We start from the raw sequence: 19,914 nt of genomic DNA, 5'->3' as shown, positions 1-19,914 counted from the left end.
CATGGCACTCGACCACACCCTGATCGGCGTCGAGACCCCGCCGCACGAGCGCACCTGGACCTCGAAGGACACCATGCTGTACGCGCTCGGCGTCGGCGCGGGCACCGACGAGCTGGCGTTCACCACCGAGAAGGACCAGCGGGTGCTGCCGACCTTCGCCGTGCTGGCGGCGCAGGCCCTGGGGCGGCGGCTGGGCGACTACGACCCGGCCCTGCTGGTCCACGCCGAGCAGGCCTTCGAGCTGCACAGGGAGCTGCCGGCCGCGGGCGGCGTACGCACCACCTCGAAGGTGACCGGCATGTACGACAAGGGCTCGGGGGCGCTGGTGACCGTGGAGGCCACGGCCGTCGACCTGGACACGGGTGAGCCGGTCATCGCCTCGCGCAGCTCGGTGTTCATCAGGGGCGAGGGCGGCTTCGGCGGCGACCGGGGGCCGAAGGACACCTGGGCCGCGCCGGACCGGGCGCCCGACCACAAGGTGACCTACTCGACCCGGCCCGAGCAGGCGCTGATCTACCGGCTGTCCGGCGACTACAACCCGCTGCACAGCGATCCCGCGTTCGCCGCGCGGGCCGGGTTCGACCGGCCGATCCTGCACGGGCTGTGCACGTACGGGGTCACCGGGCGGGCGTTGCTGCACGCGGTGGCGGGCTCGGATCCCGCGCGGTTCAAGGCGATGGCGGGGCGCTTCTCCAGCCCGGTCTTCCCCGGTGAGTCGCTGACGGTGTCGATCTGGGCGGACGGCGCGGACGTGCTGTTCAGGACCGCCAAGGACGACGGGACCGTGGTGATCGACCGGGGGCGGGCGACGATCGCCTGAGCCGGCTTCCGGCCGGCTCAGCTTTCGGCCGGCTCAGCTCTCGGCCGGCTCAGCTCTCGGCAGGCTCAGCTCTCGTCGAGCGATCGAAGGGGGTCGAGGCGGTGGATCAGGGTGACCGCCGCCTCGATGACCTCCTGGGCCTCCTGCTCGTTGTCCGAGGTGGCGACCTCGCGCGCGGCCTCGCCGATGACGCTGGTCAGCACGGCCACGGTGAACCGGTCGAGCGGGTCGCCCCCGGCCCCCAGCAGGACCGCGTTCTGGCGTACCCACTCGCGCCCCCGCGTACGGCGGATCAGCTCGAAACCGGGCGGCCCGTCGCCGTCGATGAAGAGCCGGACCAGGTCGCGCCGCTCCCACGCCCCTGCCAGGTAGGCCCGCGCGCCCGCGATCAGCAGCTCCACGGGGTCGGAGACGCCGTCCTTGCGCGCCTTGGCGACGCTGGCGGCCGACGCCTGCTCGTGGGCGGCCTGGTGGTCCTCGTACAGGGCGAGGAAGAGCTCGGTCTTGCCGCCGAAGTGGTGGTAGAGGCTGCCGACGCTGGAGCCGGCGCGGGCGACCACCTCGGACACGTTGGAGTCGGCGAAGCCGTGCTCGCTGAAGACCTCGCGAGCCGCCTGCAGCATGCTGTTGCGGGTCTGGGCCGTCCGGCTCCACTCCCACGAGGACTTGCGTGCCATGCCCGCCATCCTAGCGCCAGGAATTCTAGAATCAGATTCTTGACATCGTTCCGTAACGGCTAGAATCTATTCCTAGAGAACGGTTCTAGAAATTGCCCCAGGAGGCGGCTGTGGACTTCTCGCTCACCCCCGAGGAACGACAGATCCGCGACACGGTCAGGTCCTTCATCGAGAAGGAGGTCATGCCGCTGGAGCCCGAGGTGCTGCGCAACGAGCGCGAGGGCCGCCCGGGGCTGGCGCCCGACGTGCTGCGCGACCTGCGGGCCAAGGCCAGGAAGTCCGGATTCTGGGGCATCAACACCCCCGAGGAGTACGGCGGCGCCGCGCTCGGCCCGATCATGTCGGCGATCATCGCCATGGAGACCGGGCGTACCTTCGTGCCGTTCACCTTCGGCGGCAGCGCGGACAACATCCTCTACGCCGGCACCGACGCGCAGAAGCAGCGCTACCTGATCCCCACGATCGAGGGGGAGCGCCGGTCCTGCTTCGCCATCACCGAGCCCGGCGCCGGCTCCGACGCGCGCAACATCCGCACCAGGGCCACCCGCGACGGCGGCGAGTGGATCATCAACGGCGAGAAGACGTTCATCACCGGCGGCAACGAGGCCGACTTCGTCATGGTGTTCGCCGTGACGGAGCCGTACGGCGTCACCTGCTTCCTGGTCGACCGCGACATGGGCTGGACGTCCGACCCGATCCCGACCATGGGCCAGTGGGGCCCGGCCTCGCTCGTGTTCGAGGACGTCCGGGTGCCGGAGGAGAACATCCTCGGCGAGCTGGGCAAGGGCTTCGAGCTGGCCATGCAGTGGATCGGCCAGGGCCGCTACATGATCCCCGCGCGGGCCATCGGCGCGGCCGAGCGCATGCTGGGCATGGCCATCGAGTACGCCAAGATCCGCAAGTCCATGGGCCAGACGATCTCCAACTACCAGGCCATCCAGTGGATGATCGCCGACTCCCAGGTGGAGATCGAGTCGGCGAAGTGGCTGACGCTGTACGCGGCCTGGCGGGTGGGAGAGGGCATGGACGCCCGGCACGCCTCCTCCATCGCCAAGCTCAACGGCGCCGTCATGGCCAACCAGGTCGTCGACCGGGTGCTGCAGATCCACGGCGGCATGGGCTACACCAAGGAGCTGCCGATCGAACGGTGGTATCGCGAGCTGCGCCTGCTGCGCATCTTCGAGGGCACCGACGAGATCCAGCGGCGGACGATCGCCCGCAACCTGATCAAGGGGCACGCGCGGCTGGGCCTGATCGGGGAGTGAACGCGATGCCGGTCGGGGAACTGTTCAACCCGGGCTCGATCGCCCTCGTCGGCGCCACCGACAAGTCGGGCTGGTCGATCAGCACGCTGTCCAACCTGCGCACCCACGGCTTCACCGGCTCCGTCCACCTGGTCAACCCGCGCGGCGGCGTGGTGCACGGCCTGCCCGCCCATCGCAGCCTGACGGAGATCGCGCAGCCGGTCGACCTGGCGTACGTGATGGTGCCGACGGCGGCCGTGCTCGGCGTGCTGCGGGAAGGGGCCAAGCTGGGCATCCGGTGCTACGTGATCCTCACCGCCGGGTTCGGGGAGGCCGGCGAGGAGGGGGCGCGGCTGGAGGCCGAGATCACCGCCTTCGCCGCCGAGAACGGGCTGACCATACTCGGGCCCAACGGCAACGGCTACATCAACGCCGCCGCCGGCGTGACCCCGTACGGGCTGCCCATCGCCCAGCCGCTGCTGCGCGGCGGGGTCGGCGTGGTGCTGCAGAGCGGCGCGCTGGCCAGCTCCGTCCTGTCCTTCGCGCAGGCCCGCAACGTGGGCGTCAGCCTGCTCACCTCGATGGGCAACGAGTCCGTCGTCACCGTCACCGACGTCGTCGACTATCTGGTGGACGATCCCGCCACCAAGGTCGTCGCGCTGTTCCTGGAGAGCATCAGGAACCCGGCCGAGTTCGCCCGCGTGGCGCGGCGGGCACTGGAGGCGGGCAAGCCGATCGTGGCGCTCAAGATCGGCCGCAGCCGGCTCGCCTCCCACACCGCCCAGGCGCACACGGGGGCGCTGGTCGGCGACGACGACGTCATCGACGCCGCGCTGCGGCAGCTCGGCGTGATCCGGGTGCGCTCGCTGGAGGACCTCATCATCACGGCGGGGCTGCTGGCGGCCACGGGGCCGCTGCCGGGGCGCCGCGTCGGGGTCGTCACCCCGTCGGGCGGGGCCTCGGAGATCATCGCCGACCGGGCCGAGGACGAAGGGCTGGAGCTGCCGCCGTTCGCGCCCGCCACGGTGGCGCGGCTGGCGGAGATCGTGCCGTCCTTCGGCACGGTGCAGAACCCGCTCGACGTCACCGGCTACGTGCTCATCGACCGCACCCTGCTCGGCCGTGCCCTGGAGGCGGTGACCGCCGATCCGGGCATCGACCTGGTCATGCTGCTGTCCGAGCCGCCCAAGACGGCGCCGCCCGACCCGGCTCCCGTGTTCGCGACGTACGCCGCCAGTGCCCGGCGCATCGACGCCTCCCCCGTGCCGGTCGTCGTGGTGAGCAACGTGCTGACCGACGTCACCGAGTTCGGGCGGCAGGTGCAGCGGGAGACCGGGTTCCCGTACGTGGCGGGCGGGATCGAGCACGGCCTGCACGCCATCGGCGCGGCCGTGCGCTGGTCGGAGCTGCGGGCCAGGGCGCTCTCCCGGCCGCCGGCCGCGCCCGTGACCCCTCGGGCCGTTCCGTCCGGCGCGACGGGGGTGTGGGCCGAGCACCGCGCCGCCGCCCTGCTGGCCTCGGCGGGGCTGCCGGTGGTGCCGTCGGAGCTGGTCCGCGAGGAGGCGGAGGCGGTCGCGGCGGCCGAGCGGTTCGGCTATCCCGTGGTGCTCAAGGCGGCGGCCGAAGGGCTCGGGCACAAGAGCGACGTGGGCGGGGTCCGGCTCGGGCTGGGCTCCGGCGAGGAGGTGCGGCGGGCCTGCCGGGAGGTGGCCGCCGCCGTGCCCTCGCTGGCCGGCATGCTCGTCCAGCCGCAGCGTGGAGGCGGGGTCGAGCTGCTGGTGGGCGTCGTACGGGACCCCGCGTGGGGGCTGACGCTGGCCGTGGGGCTCGGCGGGATCTGGGTGGAGGTGCTGCGTGACACCGCGCTGCGGGTGCTGCCGGTGGACGCCGCCGAGGTACGCGCGGCGCTGGCGGAGCTGCGGGGCACGGCGCTGCTCGACGGGGTCAGGGGCGGGCAGCCCGCGGACCTGAACGCGGTGGCCGACGTGGTGACCCGGATCGCCGCGTTCGCCGGGTCGCTGGGCGACGCACTGGAGTCCCTGGAGATCAACCCGCTCCTCGTGAACGGCTCCCACGTCGAGGCCCTGGACGCCCTGATCACCTGGCGCTGACCCGGCGCCTGATCACCCGGAGGCGGGGCGGTCGTCCGGAGGGAGCGGTACCCGTACCGTGACATGGGTGCCCTCTCCCGGCGTCGTCTCGACGACGGCGGCGACCGTGCGCACGGCGTCCACGACGAGTTCGGCCGGGGCGTCCTAGATCGAGGACGAGCACGTCGTGGTCGAGGTGCGAACCGCGCAGGGCGCCGAGGTCCGCGCCCTGGAGCACCACCTTGAGGTCGTCGGAGCGGTGCAGGAGGTACTCCAGGCCGTGCCGGATGAGCTCGTGGTCGTCGATCACCGCGATGCGAATCACGTCGGGTTCCCTGGGGGCTCTGAACGCGGAGGCATGCCGGAAGGGTGGGCAAAAGCAGGCAGGGCCGACAAGTCCCGTAAAAGTACTACAAGCGGAAATGGGCCGCCCAGAGGCCGCCCATCCCGCTGAAACCGGGGACTCGACCTGCACCGATCCGGCTACCGGTCTCTGCCGATCCCGGCAACCCGGTCCGCACCGATCCGGCCGATCGCCGCCGGCTACTCCACCTCCACCGGCAGCTCGTAGATCTCCGTCGTCGGATGCCCCGCCTTCTCGTGCACGCTCAGCACCGCCTCCTTCGACGGCCCCGACGACAGGCAGAACACCTTCCCGGAGTCCGGATCGAGCCAGGCCCGCTCGAAGTGCACCCCCTCCGCCTCCTCGACGGCCAGGTCACGCTCGTGCGCCGCGCGCAGCTGCTCCTCGGTCGCGCCGACGAATCCGCTGTGCACGTCCATGAACTTCGGCATGACGCACCCCCTCCTCCTCCCTCCAGTGTCCCTCCAGGAGTGCCGGCTCAGGGAAGGCGGTTCGACAGGACCAGCGTGGCGGCGGAGGCGAACATGCCGCCGTTGCCCAGCACCACGCTCACTTCCACGTCCGGCACCTGCGCCGCGGCCTCGCCGCGCAGTTGCCGCACCGCCTCCTGGATGGCGAACATGCCGTACATCCCGGTGTGCGTGTACGACAGGCCGCCGCCGTTCGTGTTCATCGGCAGGCGTCCGCCGGGCGAGGTGTGGCCCTCGGCGATGAACGCGCCCGCCTCTCCCCTGCCGACGAAGCCGAGGTCCTCCAGGCCGTAGATCGGCACGTGGGCGAAGGCATCGTACACCATGAGGTGGTCCACGTCCTCATGGCCGATCTTGGCCTCGGCGAAGGCCGCCTCTCCGGAGAGCCGGAAGCCCTTGGAGGTGGTGAAGTCCTCCATCTGCGAGATCATCGGCGACTCCGCGGACTCGCCGGAGCCGAGCAGGTAGACCGGGGAGCGGCGGGCCCGCTCCTCGCTGGTGACGATCAGCGCGCCGCCGCCGTCGGTGACCAGGCAGCATTCCAGCAGGTGGAACGGGTAGGCGACCATGCGCGAGTCGAGCACGTCCGCCACCGTGATGAGATCCCGGTACATCGCCCGCGGGTTGAGGTGGGCCCAGCGCCGCTGCGCCACCGCGACCTCGGCCAGCTGCTCGTGCGTGAGGCCGGTCTCCTTCATGTAGCGCAGCGCCGTGATGGTGAACGACGTGGGCGGCCCGACCACTCCGTACGGCAGCTCGAACTGCCCCAGCAGCGAGTCCGGCCCCATCCCGAAGCGACCGGCGCCGACCCGTGAACGGCCCGACTCCCCGTGGGTGATCAGCACGGTCCGGCACAGCCCGGCCCGGACGGCCGCGGCCGCGTGGCGTACGTGGAACAGGAACGACGAGCCGCCCACCCCGGTGCCGTCCAGCCAGGCGGGCGTGATGCCGAGGGCGTGAGCGATCTGGACCGGGCCCGGCGTCCCGACGGTGGCGATGCCGTCGATGTCGTGGATGGTCATGCCCGCGTCCGCGAGCGCGTTCCTGGCCGCTTCCAGGTGCAGCTGGGTCGTGGAGTGGCCGGGGAGGCGACCGACCTCGTCGGTCTCGGCGGCGCCGGCGATCACGATGGTCATGCGGCGCCTCCCGCCGGCTCGAAGAGCGGCACACTGACGTCTCCGCGCCGCTCGAACACCACCCGCAGCTCCATGTCCAGCGGCAGGTGCTCCGGTACGTTCGGCACGCCCACGATGTTCGTCATCATGCGCACGCCCTCCGCCAGCTCCACGACCGCGATCGCGTACGGGGCCTCGTCCTCGAAACCGGGCGCGGGGCGGTGGTTGATGACGTAGGAGTACAGGGTCGCGCGCCCGCTGGCCCGGACCCATTCGACCTGGTCGCCGCCGCAACGGGGGCAGTTGGGCCGGGGGTAGAAGTAGTGCCGCTCACACGTCAGGCAGCGCTGGATCCGCAGCTCGCCCGCGGCCGTGCCGTCCCAGAAGGGCTGGGTCTCGGGCGTGGGCTTCGGTACCGGCTTCATCGGCCTCCCCAATCCTAGTTCTAGAATCACACTCTAGTTCTAGGTTCTCCACGGACTCAAGAGCTCGGGATGCCGTTGCCGTACCTCCCCCGCCCGGCCAGCACGTCCTCCAGCGAGGGCCGCAGGTCGCCCGGCTCGCGCGGGCCCGGCTGGGCGAGCTGGATGAGCACGCCGTGCGCCTCCTTGGGATGCAGGAACACCTCCTGCCAGCGCGCGTCGCTCCGGTTGAGCCCGTGCAGGCGGTAGCCGCGGGCCGTCAGCCTGGCCACCGCCGCGCTCAGGTCGTCGACGTGGAAGTTCAGGTGGTGGACGCCTCCCCTGCCGCGGGTGAGCTCGAAGAAGCTGTCGAAGAACGTGGATCCGGCCAGCGGCTCCATGAGCTCGACCTTGCCGCCGTTGGCGTAGGTGAGCTGCAGGGTGCGATATCCGGCGATCCTGTTGTCGCCGCCGCCGCCCAGATGACGTCCGCCGAGCAGGTCGCGGTAGATGGGCAGCAGGTCCGTGATCCGGGGCGCGGCCACGGCCGTGTGATCGAAGGACACCTCTAGGCCGTCGAGTTCCAGGTCCACGCGGGGGGCTCCTCACTTCGGGAATCCTAGAATTTCATTCTAGCGGCTCACTCTTGACGCCGCCGCAAGTGAGGAGCAGCATCGCAGAAGTAGATTCTAGAGCTAGCTTCTAGAACAGTACCCGGGGGGGTTCGGCCCGACCAAGAAAGGCTGGCCATGAGGCTGTCCTACGCCCGCGAGCTCGACGAGTATCCAACCGGCGCCCGCCGCATGAAAATCCTCACGATGGCCGTGCTGGCCATCCTCATCGGCTCCTACGAAGGGCAGATCGCGCCCGTCGTTCCCCTGCTGCTCAAAGACCTCGACATGTCGCTGGCCACGTACGGCGCCGTCTCCGGCACGGCGGCCGTGGCGGGCGCCATCGCCTCCATCCTGGGCGGCCGGCTCACCGACCGGCTCGGCCGGGTACGCCTGCTCATCCCGCTCATGGCGCTGACCGCCATCTGCTGCTTCGGCATGACCCTCGTGCACAGCCCACGCGACCTGCTGATCGCCCGCATCGTCCTCGCGTTCGTGGACGGGGTGGCCATGGCCAGCACCGCACCGCTGATCCGCGACTTCTCCCCGCGCATGGGCCGGGCGCAGGCGTTCGGCTTCTGGACCTGGGGCCCGGTCGGCGCGAACTTCCTGGCCGCCGCCGTCGCCGGCTGGACCCTGCCCATCTTCGACAACTCCTGGCGCTCCCAGTTCGTCATCATGGGCTGCTTCTCCCTGGTCATCTCCGTGGTCATCGCGCTGAACATCGCCGACCTCTCCCCCGAACTGCGGGCCAGGATCCAGCACACCGAACGAGCCGGCACCCAGGTCGTCGACCTCGGCCGGCCGCCGCGCCTGCGGTCGCTGTTCAGCCGGCCCAACATCTGGGCGCACGTCGTCGGGATCTCGCTCTGGCTCGTCCTCTACATCACACTGTCGCTGTTCGGGCAGACCATGCTGGTCGGAGCCCTGGGCATCAGCAGCGCCGAAGCCTCCACGATCATGGCCGCGTTCTGGAGCCTCAACCTCATCACGCTCATCGTGACGGGCCGGCTCTCCGACCGCACCCAGCTGCGCAAGCCCTTCTCCCTGGCCGGCACCATCGCCGCCGTCCTCGTCACCGCCTACCTCGCCGTCTCCCTCGGCCAGGAAGGCGTCTCCACCGGCACGCTGATGGTGATCGGCGCCCTGCTCGGCGGCTCACTCGGCATCGCGTACGCCCCCTGGATGGCCAACTACTCCGAGGACGCCGAGGACGCGGACCCGCGCCTGCAGGGCACGGCGTGGGGTCTGTTCGGCTTCCTCAGTAAGGGCATCGCGGTGATCGGCCTGCTGGTCATCCCGCACGTGGTGGAGGCCACCAACTGGCAGACGTGGCTGTTCGTGGCCCTGGGCTGCCTCGTCCTGTTCATCCCGGCCATCCTCCTCTTCAACGGCCCCTGGCGCCGCCCGTCCCCCGCCCCCACCACCAAGGTCACCGCCGGCAAGGCCGAAGCCTGACCCGCGGCCTCGAAGCCCCACTCCCCAACCTGCGCCACATCCCCCACCTTCACCCTCCGAACTGGACGATTGATCCCAAGGGGTGCCTGCGGAGGGTGTGGGGCGATCAGACGCCGGGGTCGACTTCGGGGTGCGTGAACCGTACAGGCTTGCCCAGCGACCGGGCGTAGGAGATCTCGGCTCGGGTGCTGTCTCCGATGTAGTCGCCGACTACGAGCACCTCATCAGCGAGCCGGATCTTCGCCCGGTGCAGCTCGTCGAGCCGAACCTTCAGCGCCTCGGCTTCGACCGGATCGGACCAGAGTTCGTGCGGAGACTTCATGTCGCAACCCGGCTTGACGACGATCTTTCCGGCAATGGTCTCCCGCAGATCGGCCTCGACCATCTCGCTCATGAAACGGGTGGAGCCACAGATCACGACGATACGCGGAAGGCTCAGCTGCCTCTTCGCGTCGGCGAGCCCCTCCTCGGGGGTGAGCGGTTGCGGGTATGACACCGAATCCTCCTGGTGATGTGCTCCAAGAAGTGCCTACAGAGACGAGAACGAGAATGTCCAAGATCGTCTCATGGCGAACGACGCGGACTCCCTCACAACAGCGCTCCAGGCGACAACCGACGACACGCTACAGAAAGATTGCGACCTGCTGCCGCGGCACCCGCCCACCAGCAGTACACCCCACCTGAACGACGCCGATCACGCCCCACCTGAGCATTGCCGATCACGCCCCACCCGAGCGACGCCGATCACGCCCCACCTGAGCGACGCCGAACTGGTCACCCTCGCCATGATGGAGGCCATGCTCGGCTTCACCTCCGGGGCCAGACGACTCCGCCAGGCCGTGCCCACCTGCGCTACCTCTTCACCTGCCTGCCCCAGCAGCCCGGCTACAACAAGCGGCTGCGCAAGGCCGCCGCCCAGATGTGAAGCATCAACCGGCCCTGGCCACCCCCACCTCGGCGTGGAGCGACGACGTCTGAGTCATGGACTCCGGCGAAATACGGCCGCTCCCACGAGACCGTCACACGCTCCGACCTGGCAGACCGAGCCGAATACGGCTACTGCGCCAGCCATAGACGCTTCTCCCAGGGCCCGCACCCTTCAATGCTTGCCCATCACCCAACCCACCAGACACCTGCGCCGCCCAACCGACCGAACAACCCCCGCCACCCAGTCCGGCCGATCCAGCGCTTCTCCTGGACCGGCCGATCTGCTGAATCAGTCGCCGTCCGATCAGTCAGGTGACCAACCAAGTCACCTGGCTGATCAGCCGATCGTGGTCGTCCAGCCGATCAGTCGCGGTGCAGCTTGCGGTAGGTCACCCGGTGCGGACGGGCCGCGTCGGCGCCCAGGCGCTCGATCTTGTTCTTCTCGTAGTCCGCGAAGTTCCCCTCGAACCAGAACCAGTTCGACCCTTCCTCCCACGCCAGGATGTGGGTGGCGATGCGGTCGAGGAACCACCGGTCGTGCGAGGTGATCACGGCGCAGCCCGGGAAGTCGAGCAGCGCGTTCTCCAGCGACGACAGCGTCTCGGTGTCGAGGTCGTTGGTGGGCTCGTCGAGCAGCAGCACGTTGCCGCCCTGCTTGAGGGTGAGCGCCAGGTTGAGCCGGTTGCGCTCGCCGCCCGACAGCACGCCCGCCTTCTTCTGCTGGTCGGGGCCCTTGAACCCGAAGGCCGCGATGTACGCCCGCGACGGCATCTCCACGTTGCCGACCTTGATGTGGTCGAGCCCGTCGGAGACGACCTCCCAGACGTTCTTGGTGGGGTCGATGCCGCCACGGCTCTGGTCGGCGTAGGAGATCTTGACCGTGTCGCCCACGATGATCGAGCCGGAGTCGGGCGTCTCGCTACCGGTGATCATGCGGAACAGCGTGGTCTTGCCGACGCCGTTGGGGCCGATGATGCCGACGATGCCGTTGCGGGGCAGGTCGAACGTCAGCCCCTCCATCAGCAGCCGGTCGTCGAACCCCTTGGTCAGCTTCTCCGACTTGATCACCGTGGTGCCCAGGCGCGGGCCCGGCGGGATCTGGATCTCGTCGAAGTCGAGCTTGCGGTGCTTGTCGGCCTCGGCCGCCATCTCCTCGTACCGCTGAAGCCTGGCCTTGCTCTTGGTCTGGCGGGCCTTCGGGTTGGACCGCACCCACTCCAGCTCGTCTTCGAGGCGCTTCTTGCGCTTGACGTCCTTCTGCCCGTCCACCTTGAGCCGCTGTGCCTTGGCGTCCAGGTAGGTGGAGTAATTGCCCTCGTAGGCGTAGGCGCGGCCCCGGTCGAGCTCAAGGATCCAGCCGGCGACGTTGTCGAGGAAGTAGCGGTCGTGGGTGACGGCCAGGACCGTGCCCGCGTACTTCTCCAGGTGCTGCTCCAGCCACTGCACGCTCTCGGCGTCGAGGTGGTTGGTGGGCTCGTCGAGCAGCAGCAGGTCGGGCGCCTCCAGCAGCAGCTTGCACAGCGCGACCCGGCGGCGCTCACCACCGGACAGCGTGGTCACGTCGGCCTCGGGCGGCGGGCAGCGCAGGGCGTCCATGGCCTGTTCGAGCTGGCTGTCGAGATCCCAGGCGTTGCGGTGCTCCAGCTGGTCCTGCAGCTTGCCCATCTCCTCCAGCAGCTCGTCGCTGTAGTCGGTGGCCATCTGCTCGGCGATGTCGTTGTAGCGCTGGAGCATCGCCATGGTCTCGGCGACGCCTTCCTGCACGTTGCCGAGGACCGTCTTCTCCTCGTTGAGCGGCGGCTCCTGCTGGAGCATGCCGACCGTGAAGCCCGGCATGAGTTTGGCCTCGCCGTTGGACGGCTGCTCCAGGCCGGCCATCATCCGGAGCAGCGTCGACTTGCCTGTGCCGTTCGGCCCTAGAACACCGATCTTGGCTCCGGGCAGGAACGACAGCGTGACGTCGTCAAGGACAACCTTGTCGCCGTGCGCCTTGCGCACGCGCTGCAGCGTGTAGATGTACTCCGGCATGTCCTCTAGCTTAGGGGCTCCCAGGCCAGGCTTCCGACGCTCCACCGGAGTATGACTTGGAACCGCCTTTGCCCACCTCCTCCATATCCCCCACCGCCCCCACCATCCCGCCTACTCACCGAACTCAGAGCGACCGGGAATGCAGGGTCGTGGCGGTGCAGGCCGGCAGCGGTTGCTTCCTTTGGAGGGCAGGTCGAGGGGATCGCGGTGTCGCCGAATTGCAGAGCCATGATGCCCCTTGATCCCGTTCTCGCGTTCCTGCCGGACACCCGGGAGACGGGAACCCGAAGCTTGGGCTCGGGCACTCGACACCGAGCTCAGCGCTCGGACTCGATACTCCGCGTTCCGCTCCGAGCTGGGGCTCGACGCTCGACTCGGGGATCGACGCTCGGGGATTGACGCTCGGGGATCGACGCTCGGAGATCGACGCTCGGGGATTGACTCGGCACTCGACGCTTGGGGGTAGGGGCTCGGGAATCCGGGCTCGGCACTCGACGCTTGAGGCTCGGGCTGCGCGATCACCTTGATGTCATGCCGCCAGAGCAGGAACGCCGCCGCGCCGACGTGGACCGACGAGCGTCGGTTTCCGCGCAAGCTGCTTGTGCGAAGACCACACTCAAGTGAGCATCGGTAAGTATTCGTCCGGCTGCTTCTTCGGTAGAGGAGTGACCGCTGTCGCCTACACGGCCAGCACGGGCGGCGATGAGAACCTCGTGGACAAATTCCCGCCATCGTGTCGGTCCGACGGAAATTTCTCCGACAAAGCGTGATATCGATCTACACTCTTGATCCTGGAATCTCGTATTGTCGCCGCATGACGACTGCACTCTGCGTGCCCCAATGGCAAGGATCGGCGTCGAGCAGGGCGCCGCAACTGATGGCCGGAGCTCGCCGCGCCGCCGAACTCATTCCAGCCGACACGGTGGTGACCGTGCCGGTGCTTGAAACGGGCGGCGACAAGGCCGCCGGGATCCGCGCGTACGACGTGCTCGTGGAGAACCAGCGGCTGACGCGGGAGGCACTGGTCGGCATCGGCGACCGAGTGATCACTGTCGGCGGTGATTGCGCGGCCGACATCCCGCCGATCGCCGCTGCCCACACCCGCTACGGGGACGCCCTGACGGTGCTGTGGATCGACGCCCACCCGGACGTCTACAGCCCGCAGACGCTCCCATCGGGCGCCTTCCACGGGATGGTGGTACGCGCACTACTCGGAGACGGGCCGACCGGCCTCACCCTGGAGCATCCGCTGGCACCACATCAGGTGATCATCACTGGAGAGCGAGCAGGTGACACGTCCGAGCACGAGTACCTCGCGAAGACCGGCCTGCGCAGGTACGGCGTCGACGACCTGGAGCGCGCACTCGACGGTTTGCGCGGCCCCGTATACGTCCACATCGACCTCGATGTCCTGGAGCCCACCGCCTTTGGCGCCACCTGCTACCCGGAGCCGAACGGCGTGCAGCCGCAGCGACTGATCGACCTCATCTCCCACGTGGACGACATCATCGGGGCAGCCATCACCGAACATGCGCCATCCAGCGACGACGTCAACCTCGACGAATCCGAGGTGATTCGCCAACTGGGCACCGCGCTGACGCGCTGACGGCCGACTTATCCCGGTGCCTCCATCGCCCCTCGTCGCGACGGAGGTGACGTCTTCAGGCCCGGAGCATGATCCAAAGATCCTGACAGGATCGAAGACAACTCCTCAGCATCACGACCGCTCAACCCTCACAGTCCAAGGCCCCGCAACCCCTCACGCCCCAGCCACTCACTACAGCACCCCAGCTCACAGCACCACGGCGCTCAGCCCTCCCCAGACCATGGCCCGCAGCCCCCTTTTGTCGCAGCCACTCACCGCAGAGCCCCAGCTCAGAGCACCACGGCCGCTCAGCCTTCTCACCGCACCACGGTTCCGCGACCCGCACGTGGCAGTCCCTCACCCGCACCACGGCACCCCAGCCCTCAGCACCCGCTCAGCCGCCCACCTCAGGACGGACACAGCCCCACGTTCCGCCCCCAGCAACACACAGCCACAGGTCCACATTCATCGACATGCAGCCGCACGTCTTCACGCGCCATGGACACGCTGCCTCGCCCTCTGCGCCAGAGGCATATGCCACGCCACCGTCTGCGCCATGGGCAGACACCGCCCTCGCCCTCTGCACCATGGGCACATGCCACCCTCGCCCTCTATATGCGCAATGGACGCCCACCTGCCCGGGCAGGACCAGCGGGAGTGGCGCCCGAGGACTGCTCAGCGTGCCCCCTTGGGCGAAGATGCCGATCAGACGGCGGAACCTTGAGGAAGGCCACCCCAGCATGCCGCCCAAGGAGGGCCGCCCGACACGCCATCCGAGGAAAGCCGCCTGGCATGCCGTCCCGGGGAAGGCCGGGTGGCATGCCCCTTGGGCGAAGGTTTCGATCAGGCGGCTGGGTCGTTGGGGAGGGCAGGGGGTGGGGGTTGGACGGCGGGGATGCAGACGCGGTCCCGGCCCAGCTCCTTCGCCCGGTAGAGGGCCAGGTCGGCCGCCGCCAGCAGGTCGATCAGGTCGTCGCCGTGGACGCTCATCAACGCCACTCCGATCGAGATCGTCACCCTGATCAAGGTGGCGTCGACGGGGACGGCCATGTGGCCGATGCGTACGCGCAACCGCTCGGCCACCCGGCGGGCCTCGTCGATGTCGGCCCCCGGCAGCAGGACCACGAACTCCTCGCCGCCGAACCGGCCCACCACGTCGTAATCGCGGAGTTGGCTGCGCAGCGTCGACGCCACCCCTACCAGGACCTGATCACCGACCAGATGGCCGTGAGCGTCGTTGACCCGCTTGAAGTGGTCGATGTCGATGATCAGAAGTGCCAGGGTGTCGCCGGTGCGACGGGCCCGGACGATCTCGGTGTCGGCCTCGCGCTGCCACGCGGCCGCGTTGAGCAGGCCGGTCTTGGCGTCCGTACGGGCCGCCGCCTGCAACTGCGCATGAAGGAGACTGCGCTGGAGCAGCACCACGGGGGGCAGCGCGAGGAGCAGCAGGGCCAGATTGAGACCGCAGCCGACGGACACGGTCACGCCCAGGCACAGCTCGACGATGTCCAGCAGCAGGCTCTCCCTGTCCCAAAGTACCTCCCGCCACGTGCTGTCGGGGTTGGCCGTGTGGGCGGCGATGGCGATGAGCGCGATGTTGAGCAGGGAGAACAGCACGGCGGACGCCACGGCCATCATGATCGGCAGTCCGCCGCCCTGCGACAGGATCCACGGATCACTGACGAACTGGTGGAACACGGCGGACGCCGTGCACCCGGCCAGCCCGATGGCGGCCGAGCTGAACACCCGGCGGTAGAGCACCGTCGCCCGTACCCGGACCTGGAGGAGGACCTGCAGCACGATCGGCGCGAACAGGGCGTAGACCGGGGGCAGGAGCAGCGCGACCGGCAGCCACCACGCGGACAGCAGGTCGCGGGACACCCCGGCGGGCATGCCGAGGCGCCTGGTCGCTTCGATGCACACGGCGCCGCATCCCATGAGAGCGCCGAACATGAGCAGGTCGCGCCATTCGAAGACGGTGGACGTCGCGAACACGATGATCGCGGCCACGTCAAGTGCGACGATCGCGCACAAGTAGACCACGAGCGGGCGACGTTGCCCTAGCAATGGCCAGCGGTCGGCCAGTGTTGACACACCGTCGCGTGACTTGATCGGGACGTGACTGGTCACCGCCATCTCGTCTCCTCCCTGACTAACGATGTGTAACACAATAATTGCGGAGTGTGCGTTGTGCGATGGGAACCGATACGTTGGCAATGAACCCAACACCCGCTCACTCCACGAGCGGGCCCGTGATGCAGAGTCGTGCTGGAAAGGAGCAGCCCATGGTGCGGGGCGTGACCTGGACATGACAGATGCTCTAGCCGCCTGAGGCGGCCAACCCACCATCGGCCGCTCATCGGGGTGTCTTCAGGACCCGGCCGATGCCCCCCTCCCCCTCCATTCCGCCTCTCCATTCCGCCTCTCCCTCGCGCTCCCGCCACACCAGCTACCGGTACGCGACTCGGCCCCGCTCCAGACCTCGCTCAGCGTCCGCCTCCTGGCCCAAACGTCCAGCCCGTTCCCCCACTGCTCAACGCCCCAGCCTCAGGACCAGCACCGTTCCCGCTTCCGCTGACCGCCCCCAGCCTCGGTGACCCATACCGTTCCTCCACCGCCCGCCGCCCCCGATCTCGGGGACCCGCACCGTTCCCCCACCGCGCGCCGCCCCCGATCTCGGCGACCCGCACCGTTCTCCTCTTCTGCTCAGCCCTTCAGCTTCAGTGGTCGGCACCGCCCTCCCCTCCCGCTCGCCGCCCACAACCTCGGTGGCCTGTGGCGTCCTGATGTGGCTGGCTGGTCGGGGAGGGTGTGGGGGCACCGTCGTGGTGGTCGGTGTCCCCACATGTCGGTCGTCCTGTGCTGGTCTGCGTTACGCCGCTGCTCGTTCCCTCACCTTCCGCTGTGTCTTCCCGCCGGCGGCTGCCTGGCCTTCGTCGGCGCGATCGGCCGCGTCGTCGGCTTCGGTGCCGTTCAGAACGCGGATGGTGGCGTCGTCGGCCTCGGGCTTCGGCGTGCGGGCGGTGTCGCTGGTCGCGCGGCGGGTGCGTGGGGTCTTGCCTCCCATCGAGGTCGGCGTAGGTGCGGCGGCGTCCGCGGTCGGACGGTGGGTGGTTCCGTCGGCCCAGCCCGGTAGGTGAGCGGCGCCGTCGTCGGGGTCCAGCGGGTGGACGGCTCCTTCGGCCGGGCTCTGGGTGCGAGTCGCCATGTTGTTCGAGCTTGACCCTTCTGCGGTCGCGTCGAAGGGTGCAGGCGTTCGCCTGGTTTCGTCGTGCGGGAGCAGCGTGTGTACGCCGCCACCGTCCTGGACCAGGGTGCGCATGTCTCCGGCGCCTGCGGCCAGCGGGCGCGCACCACCATCCGGGCCCAGTGTGCGCACATCTCGGCCATCCGAGACCGGCGGCCGTACACCGTCGGCGTCCGAGAACAGCGTGCGGGGGTCGCCGCCGTCTGCGGCCAGCGGGCGCGTGTTGCTGCCGTTCGGGAGCGGGGGGCGGGTGTTGCTGTCAGCCGGGGACGAGTGGCTTGCGGGGTGGCGGTCGGTGGCGTAGGTGGAGGGCTGCTCGTTGTCGTCGCGGAATCCGGGGCGGCCGAGGGGGCGCTGCGGGCGGGTGCCCATCGCCCAGTCTCGGGTCTCCTCGTCCAGGCGTTCGCGCATCTCCCTGCTCACCAGGGCGTTGCCGCCGCGCTCGGGCTTGGTGAAGACTCCGGTGCCCCACCGCAGGTCGTGGCCCACCGAACTGGCCTCGATCTCGGGCATGAAGCGGCGATCTCCGTCAGTGCCGAACTCGCGGATGCGCAACCTGCCGGACACCACCACGGGATGGCCGGAACGTACAGAAGCCGCGACGTTGTCTCCCAGGGCGCGCCAGCAACGCACCGTGAAGCAGACCTTGTCGCCGTCGGTCCACTGGCCTGTCTTCCGGTCGAAGTAGCGGTGTGAAGTGAGGACTTTCAGCGAGGTGACCTTGGTGCCTTCGTCGAAGCTGTACTGCCTCGGCTCTGCCGCGACGTTGCCGGTGAGTGTGATGTAGATGTCGTTCATCCCATGCCTCCCAGTGCGGCGGGCCGGCTGCCCGCGATCTGGGGACCACGGTGCCGTGTGCGGGTGGGGAGAAGGGTTGCCGAACGGGGTTCTGTGGATGAAGGAGTGGGGGGAGGTTGGGGCTGTGGATAGTCGGCCGTGTCGTACGCACTGTGGATAGCCGGTCGTGTCGTACGCGCTGCGGATTCGTCCAGCTCATGGGTTCGTCCCGGCCATGGGTTCGTCCCGGCCCATGGGAGGGAAGTGGTTGGCATGGTGATGGCGGGCCCCGAGGGAGCCCGCCATCATCGTTCATCTCGCCCTAGGTGGTCTCACACTGCGTCGTCTCGCACTGCGGGTCGTTCTGGGGCAGGGCCGTTCTGACCTGGTGTACGTGGCCGTGGTGGCGCAAAGGCCGTTCTGGCGTGGCGCGTTCTGGGAGAGGGCGTTCTGCTTGAGGGTGGGCTCGAGGTTGGGTGCTTTTTAGACGGACAAGTCCCGCATAGCCGTATAAAACGCGTGATGGCGGCCCAGCTCTCGTTCCACCGGCTCCACCACCATGGTCGTCGACACCGCCGCGACCCTGCGCCTCATCTCCCGTTCGAGCCGTTCCCGCTCCCTGGACGCCCCGAGCTCCACGAAGTTGCGGGACGCGATGCCGGACAGGGCCCCGAGCCCCAGGACGGAGGCCATCATCAGCCCCACCCACGGCAGCGTCGCGCTCTCGCCCAGCAGCTCGAAGGCCGGCGGGAGCTGGCCGGGCATGAGCAGGCCCACCACCAGCCAGGCCAGTCCGGCCACGAACGCCACCACCAGGAAGTACTGCCACACCTTCAGCGCCCGCCACCATCCCGGTACGCGGTCCAGCTGCGGCGCCACCTCCGTGAGGTCCTCCGTCAGGGCCTGCGGCAGCTGGCTGGAGCGCGATCGGGCCGCCTGGTGCACCGCCGTGCGCCACACCGGGTGCATGCCCATGGACAGCCCGTCGGCCAGCGCCTGCACCGCGTTGGCGACCTCGGCCGACTGAGCGCTCACCGAGGTGGTCGTGATGCCGCGGATCTCCTGGCCGACGTCGTCCAGGCGCAGGCTCTTCAGCGGGTCGGTACGGAGCTTCCCGATCCACCGCGGGTACGGCCACCCGACCCACTGGTCGGACCGCTCCGCGTAGACGTTCTCCATGGCCTCGCCCACGGCCGGCACGCCCACCGCGTCACACAGCGCGTCGGTCAGCCCCATCCTGCGGGCCTCGTCGACCGTGGACGGCGCGGACAGCGCCTCGCCCATCGGCATGGCCTCGCTGAGCTTCTGCTCCAGCCGGTGCAGGTCGGCCTCGAGTTTCTGGATGGCCGCGCGCCGGCGGCTGACCGCGGTGGCGATGACGCTCCTGAGGCTCTCGACGCCGCGACCGGTGACCGCCGAGGTGGGTACGACGCTGGGATGCTCCACGCCTTCCCTGCGCAGCAGGTCGTTGAGGTCGATGACCAGCTCGGCCAGTTCCTCGGTGGTGAGCCGGTCGGCCTGGTTGAGCGCGAACACCGTCACCGCGTCGTGCCCGGCCAGCTCCGTCACGTAGCGCCGGTGGGTGGAGGCGTCGGCGTACTTCTGCGGGTCGAGCACCCACACGACCAGGTCGGCCAGCCCGATGAGCCGGTCGGCCTCCGTGTCGGTGAGGGCCCGGATCGAGTCGTGGTCGGGCAGGTCGAGCAGGATCAGCCCGTGCAGCTGGCTGTCGCCCTTGTCGAGCGCGCTGGCCCGGGAGAAGCGGTGCCGCCACTGGATCTGCAGCCAGTCGAGCAGCGGCCCCGCGCCCTCCAGCCCCCACACGCAGGCGTGAGTACGGGCGGTGGTCGGACGGCGTACGCCGGTGGGCGAGAGCTCCAGCCCCGACAGCGCGTTGAACAGCGACGACTTGCCGCTGCCCGTGCCCCCCGCGAGGGCGACGACGGTGTGCTCCGACGACAGCTTGAGCCGGTCACCGGCCCGCTTCAGCAGCCCGCCGGCCTCGTCGAGCAGCTTCTTGTCCAGCCGGCCCGGGCCCAGCTCCACCACCTTGGTGAGCGCGGCCAACCGCGGAGCGAGCCCCGGTCTGGTGGTCATGGT

The 19,914-nt window shown here is 69.4% G+C and carries 16 protein-coding genes; 5 read left to right on the top strand and 11 right to left on the bottom strand.

Features of this window, described 5'->3' with window-relative positions:
* The first annotated feature begins 1 nt into the window (after nt 1).
* On the top strand, nt 2-820 hold the full coding sequence (locus OIE67_RS05185) for a MaoC/PaaZ C-terminal domain-containing protein (protein WP_326637167.1): 819 nt from the start codon (nt 2-4) through the stop codon (nt 818-820).
* 65 nt (nt 821-885) lie between these two features.
* Here the strand turns inward: OIE67_RS05185 and OIE67_RS05180 are convergent, their stop codons facing one another.
* Complete coding sequence (locus OIE67_RS05180) at nt 886-1,497, bottom strand: TetR/AcrR family transcriptional regulator (protein ID WP_326637165.1); 612 nt, start codon at nt 1,495-1,497, stop codon at nt 886-888.
* 110 nt (nt 1,498-1,607) lie between these two features.
* Between OIE67_RS05180 and OIE67_RS05175 the strand changes: the two genes are divergently transcribed.
* Both OIE67_RS05175 and OIE67_RS05170 read left to right on the top strand, forming a co-directional pair.
* Entirely contained in the window at nt 1,608-2,762 is a 1,155-nt protein-coding gene (locus tag OIE67_RS05175; RefSeq protein ID WP_326637163.1) for an acyl-CoA dehydrogenase family protein, read from the top strand.
* A 5-nt stretch (nt 2,763-2,767) separates the two neighbouring features.
* Complete coding sequence (locus OIE67_RS05170; RefSeq protein WP_326637161.1) at nt 2,768-4,852, top strand: acetate--CoA ligase family protein; 2,085 nt, start codon at nt 2,768-2,770, stop codon at nt 4,850-4,852.
* Here the strand turns inward: OIE67_RS05170 and OIE67_RS05165 are convergent.
* The 5 genes from OIE67_RS05165 to OIE67_RS05145 all read right to left on the bottom strand — a co-directional run bounded on the left by OIE67_RS05165 (nt 4,839) and on the right by OIE67_RS05145 (nt 7,774).
* Nucleotides 4,839-5,156, bottom strand: a complete 318-nt coding sequence (locus tag OIE67_RS05165) for a helix-turn-helix domain-containing protein (RefSeq protein ID WP_326637159.1) — start codon at nt 5,154-5,156, stop codon at nt 4,839-4,841. The genes OIE67_RS05170 and OIE67_RS05165 overlap by 14 nt on opposite strands.
* Nucleotides 5,157-5,374: 218 nt before the next feature.
* Nucleotides 5,375-5,626, bottom strand: coding sequence for an SCO4226 family nickel-binding protein (locus OIE67_RS05160; RefSeq protein WP_106238472.1), 252 nt, complete (start codon nt 5,624-5,626; stop codon nt 5,375-5,377).
* A 47-nt stretch (nt 5,627-5,673) separates the two neighbouring features.
* Nucleotides 5,674-6,801, bottom strand: coding sequence for a thiolase C-terminal domain-containing protein (locus OIE67_RS05155; RefSeq protein ID WP_326637156.1), 1,128 nt, complete (start codon nt 6,799-6,801; stop codon nt 5,674-5,676).
* The gene (locus tag OIE67_RS05150; RefSeq protein WP_326637154.1) at nt 6,798-7,205 is read right to left on the bottom strand and encodes a Zn-ribbon domain-containing OB-fold protein; all 408 of its coding nucleotides are present in this window, start codon (nt 7,203-7,205) and stop codon (nt 6,798-6,800) included. The genes OIE67_RS05155 and OIE67_RS05150 overlap by 4 nt, the downstream gene beginning before the upstream one ends.
* Before the next feature lie 56 nt (nt 7,206-7,261).
* Complete coding sequence (locus OIE67_RS05145) at nt 7,262-7,774, bottom strand: VOC family protein (protein WP_326637152.1); 513 nt, start codon at nt 7,772-7,774, stop codon at nt 7,262-7,264.
* Nucleotides 7,775-7,930: 156 nt separating this feature from the next.
* Here OIE67_RS05145 and OIE67_RS05140 point away from each other — a divergent pair, with 156 nt between their 5' ends.
* Nucleotides 7,931-9,250 carry an MFS transporter gene (locus OIE67_RS05140; RefSeq protein ID WP_326637150.1) on the top strand — a complete coding sequence of 440 codons (1,320 nt, stop codon included), beginning with the start codon at nt 7,931-7,933 and terminating at the stop codon, nt 9,248-9,250.
* Nucleotides 9,251-9,356: 106 nt separating this feature from the next.
* Here the strand turns inward: OIE67_RS05140 and OIE67_RS05135 are convergent, their stop codons facing one another.
* On the bottom strand, nt 9,357-9,746 hold the full coding sequence (locus OIE67_RS05135; protein ID WP_326637147.1) for a hypothetical protein: 390 nt from the start codon (nt 9,744-9,746) through the stop codon (nt 9,357-9,359).
* 794 nt (nt 9,747-10,540) lie between these two features.
* Nucleotides 10,541-12,205: an energy-dependent translational throttle protein EttA gene (ettA, locus tag OIE67_RS05130; protein WP_326637145.1), complete on the bottom strand. Its 1,665-nt coding sequence runs from the start codon at nt 12,203-12,205 to the stop codon at nt 10,541-10,543.
* Nucleotides 12,206-13,019: 814 nt separating this feature from the next.
* Here ettA and OIE67_RS05125 point away from each other — a divergent pair.
* Nucleotides 13,020-13,811, top strand: a complete 792-nt coding sequence (locus OIE67_RS05125; RefSeq protein ID WP_326637142.1) for an arginase family protein — start codon at nt 13,020-13,022, stop codon at nt 13,809-13,811.
* An 822-nt stretch (nt 13,812-14,633) separates the two neighbouring features.
* On the opposite strand, the gene OIE67_RS05120 is transcribed toward OIE67_RS05125, so the two are convergent.
* The 3 genes from OIE67_RS05120 to OIE67_RS05110 form a co-directional block, all read right to left on the bottom strand.
* On the bottom strand, nt 14,634-15,926 hold the full coding sequence (locus OIE67_RS05120; RefSeq protein WP_326637140.1) for a GGDEF domain-containing protein: 1,293 nt from the start codon (nt 15,924-15,926) through the stop codon (nt 14,634-14,636).
* A 736-nt stretch (nt 15,927-16,662) separates the two neighbouring features.
* Nucleotides 16,663-17,835 carry a single-stranded DNA-binding protein gene (locus tag OIE67_RS05115; RefSeq protein WP_326637139.1) on the bottom strand — a complete coding sequence of 391 codons (1,173 nt, stop codon included), beginning with the start codon at nt 17,833-17,835 and terminating at the stop codon, nt 16,663-16,665.
* 462 nt (nt 17,836-18,297) lie between these two features.
* Nucleotides 18,298-19,911 carry a YfjP family GTPase gene (locus OIE67_RS05110; protein ID WP_326637138.1) on the bottom strand — a complete coding sequence of 538 codons (1,614 nt, stop codon included), beginning with the start codon at nt 19,909-19,911 and terminating at the stop codon, nt 18,298-18,300.
* Nucleotides 19,912-19,914 lie beyond the last annotated feature (3 nt).

The sequence above is a fragment of the Nonomuraea fuscirosea genome, assembly GCF_035917475.1.
GTDB classification, from domain to species: Bacteria; Actinomycetota; Actinomycetes; order Streptosporangiales; family Streptosporangiaceae; genus Nonomuraea; species Nonomuraea fuscirosea.
The sequence above is the reverse complement of the archived record's forward strand: the minus strand, read 5'-3'. Positions and strand labels throughout refer to the sequence as shown.

What these genes read in the sequence shown, in the direction of transcription:
- OIE67_RS05185 (WP_326637167.1), top strand. Translation starts at nt 2, where the DNA reads ATGGCACTCGACCACACCCTGATCGGCGTCGAGACCCCGCCGCACGAG.
- OIE67_RS05180 (WP_326637165.1), bottom strand. Translation starts at nt 1,497, where the DNA reads ATGGCACGCAAGTCCTCGTGGGAGTGGAGCCGGACGGCCCAGACCCGC.
- OIE67_RS05170 (WP_326637161.1), top strand. Translation starts at nt 2,768, where the DNA reads ATGCCGGTCGGGGAACTGTTCAACCCGGGCTCGATCGCCCTCGTCGGC.
- OIE67_RS05160 (WP_106238472.1), bottom strand. Translation starts at nt 5,626, where the DNA reads ATGCCGAAGTTCATGGACGTGCACAGCGGATTCGTCGGCGCGACCGAG.
- OIE67_RS05155 (WP_326637156.1), bottom strand. Translation starts at nt 6,801, where the DNA reads ATGACCATCGTGATCGCCGGCGCCGCCGAGACCGACGAGGTCGGTCGC.
- OIE67_RS05150 (WP_326637154.1), bottom strand. Translation starts at nt 7,205, where the DNA reads ATGAAGCCGGTACCGAAGCCCACGCCCGAGACCCAGCCCTTCTGGGAC.
- OIE67_RS05140 (WP_326637150.1), top strand. Translation starts at nt 7,931, where the DNA reads ATGAGGCTGTCCTACGCCCGCGAGCTCGACGAGTATCCAACCGGCGCC.
- ettA (WP_326637145.1), bottom strand. Translation starts at nt 12,205, where the DNA reads ATGCCGGAGTACATCTACACGCTGCAGCGCGTGCGCAAGGCGCACGGC.
- OIE67_RS05125 (WP_326637142.1), top strand. Translation starts at nt 13,020, where the DNA reads ATGACGACTGCACTCTGCGTGCCCCAATGGCAAGGATCGGCGTCGAGC.
- OIE67_RS05120 (WP_326637140.1), bottom strand. Translation starts at nt 15,926, where the DNA reads ATGGCGGTGACCAGTCACGTCCCGATCAAGTCACGCGACGGTGTGTCA.
- OIE67_RS05115 (WP_326637139.1), bottom strand. Translation starts at nt 17,835, where the DNA reads ATGAACGACATCTACATCACACTCACCGGCAACGTCGCGGCAGAGCCG.
- OIE67_RS05110 (WP_326637138.1), bottom strand. Translation starts at nt 19,911, where the DNA reads ATGACCACCAGACCGGGGCTCGCTCCGCGGTTGGCCGCGCTCACCAAG.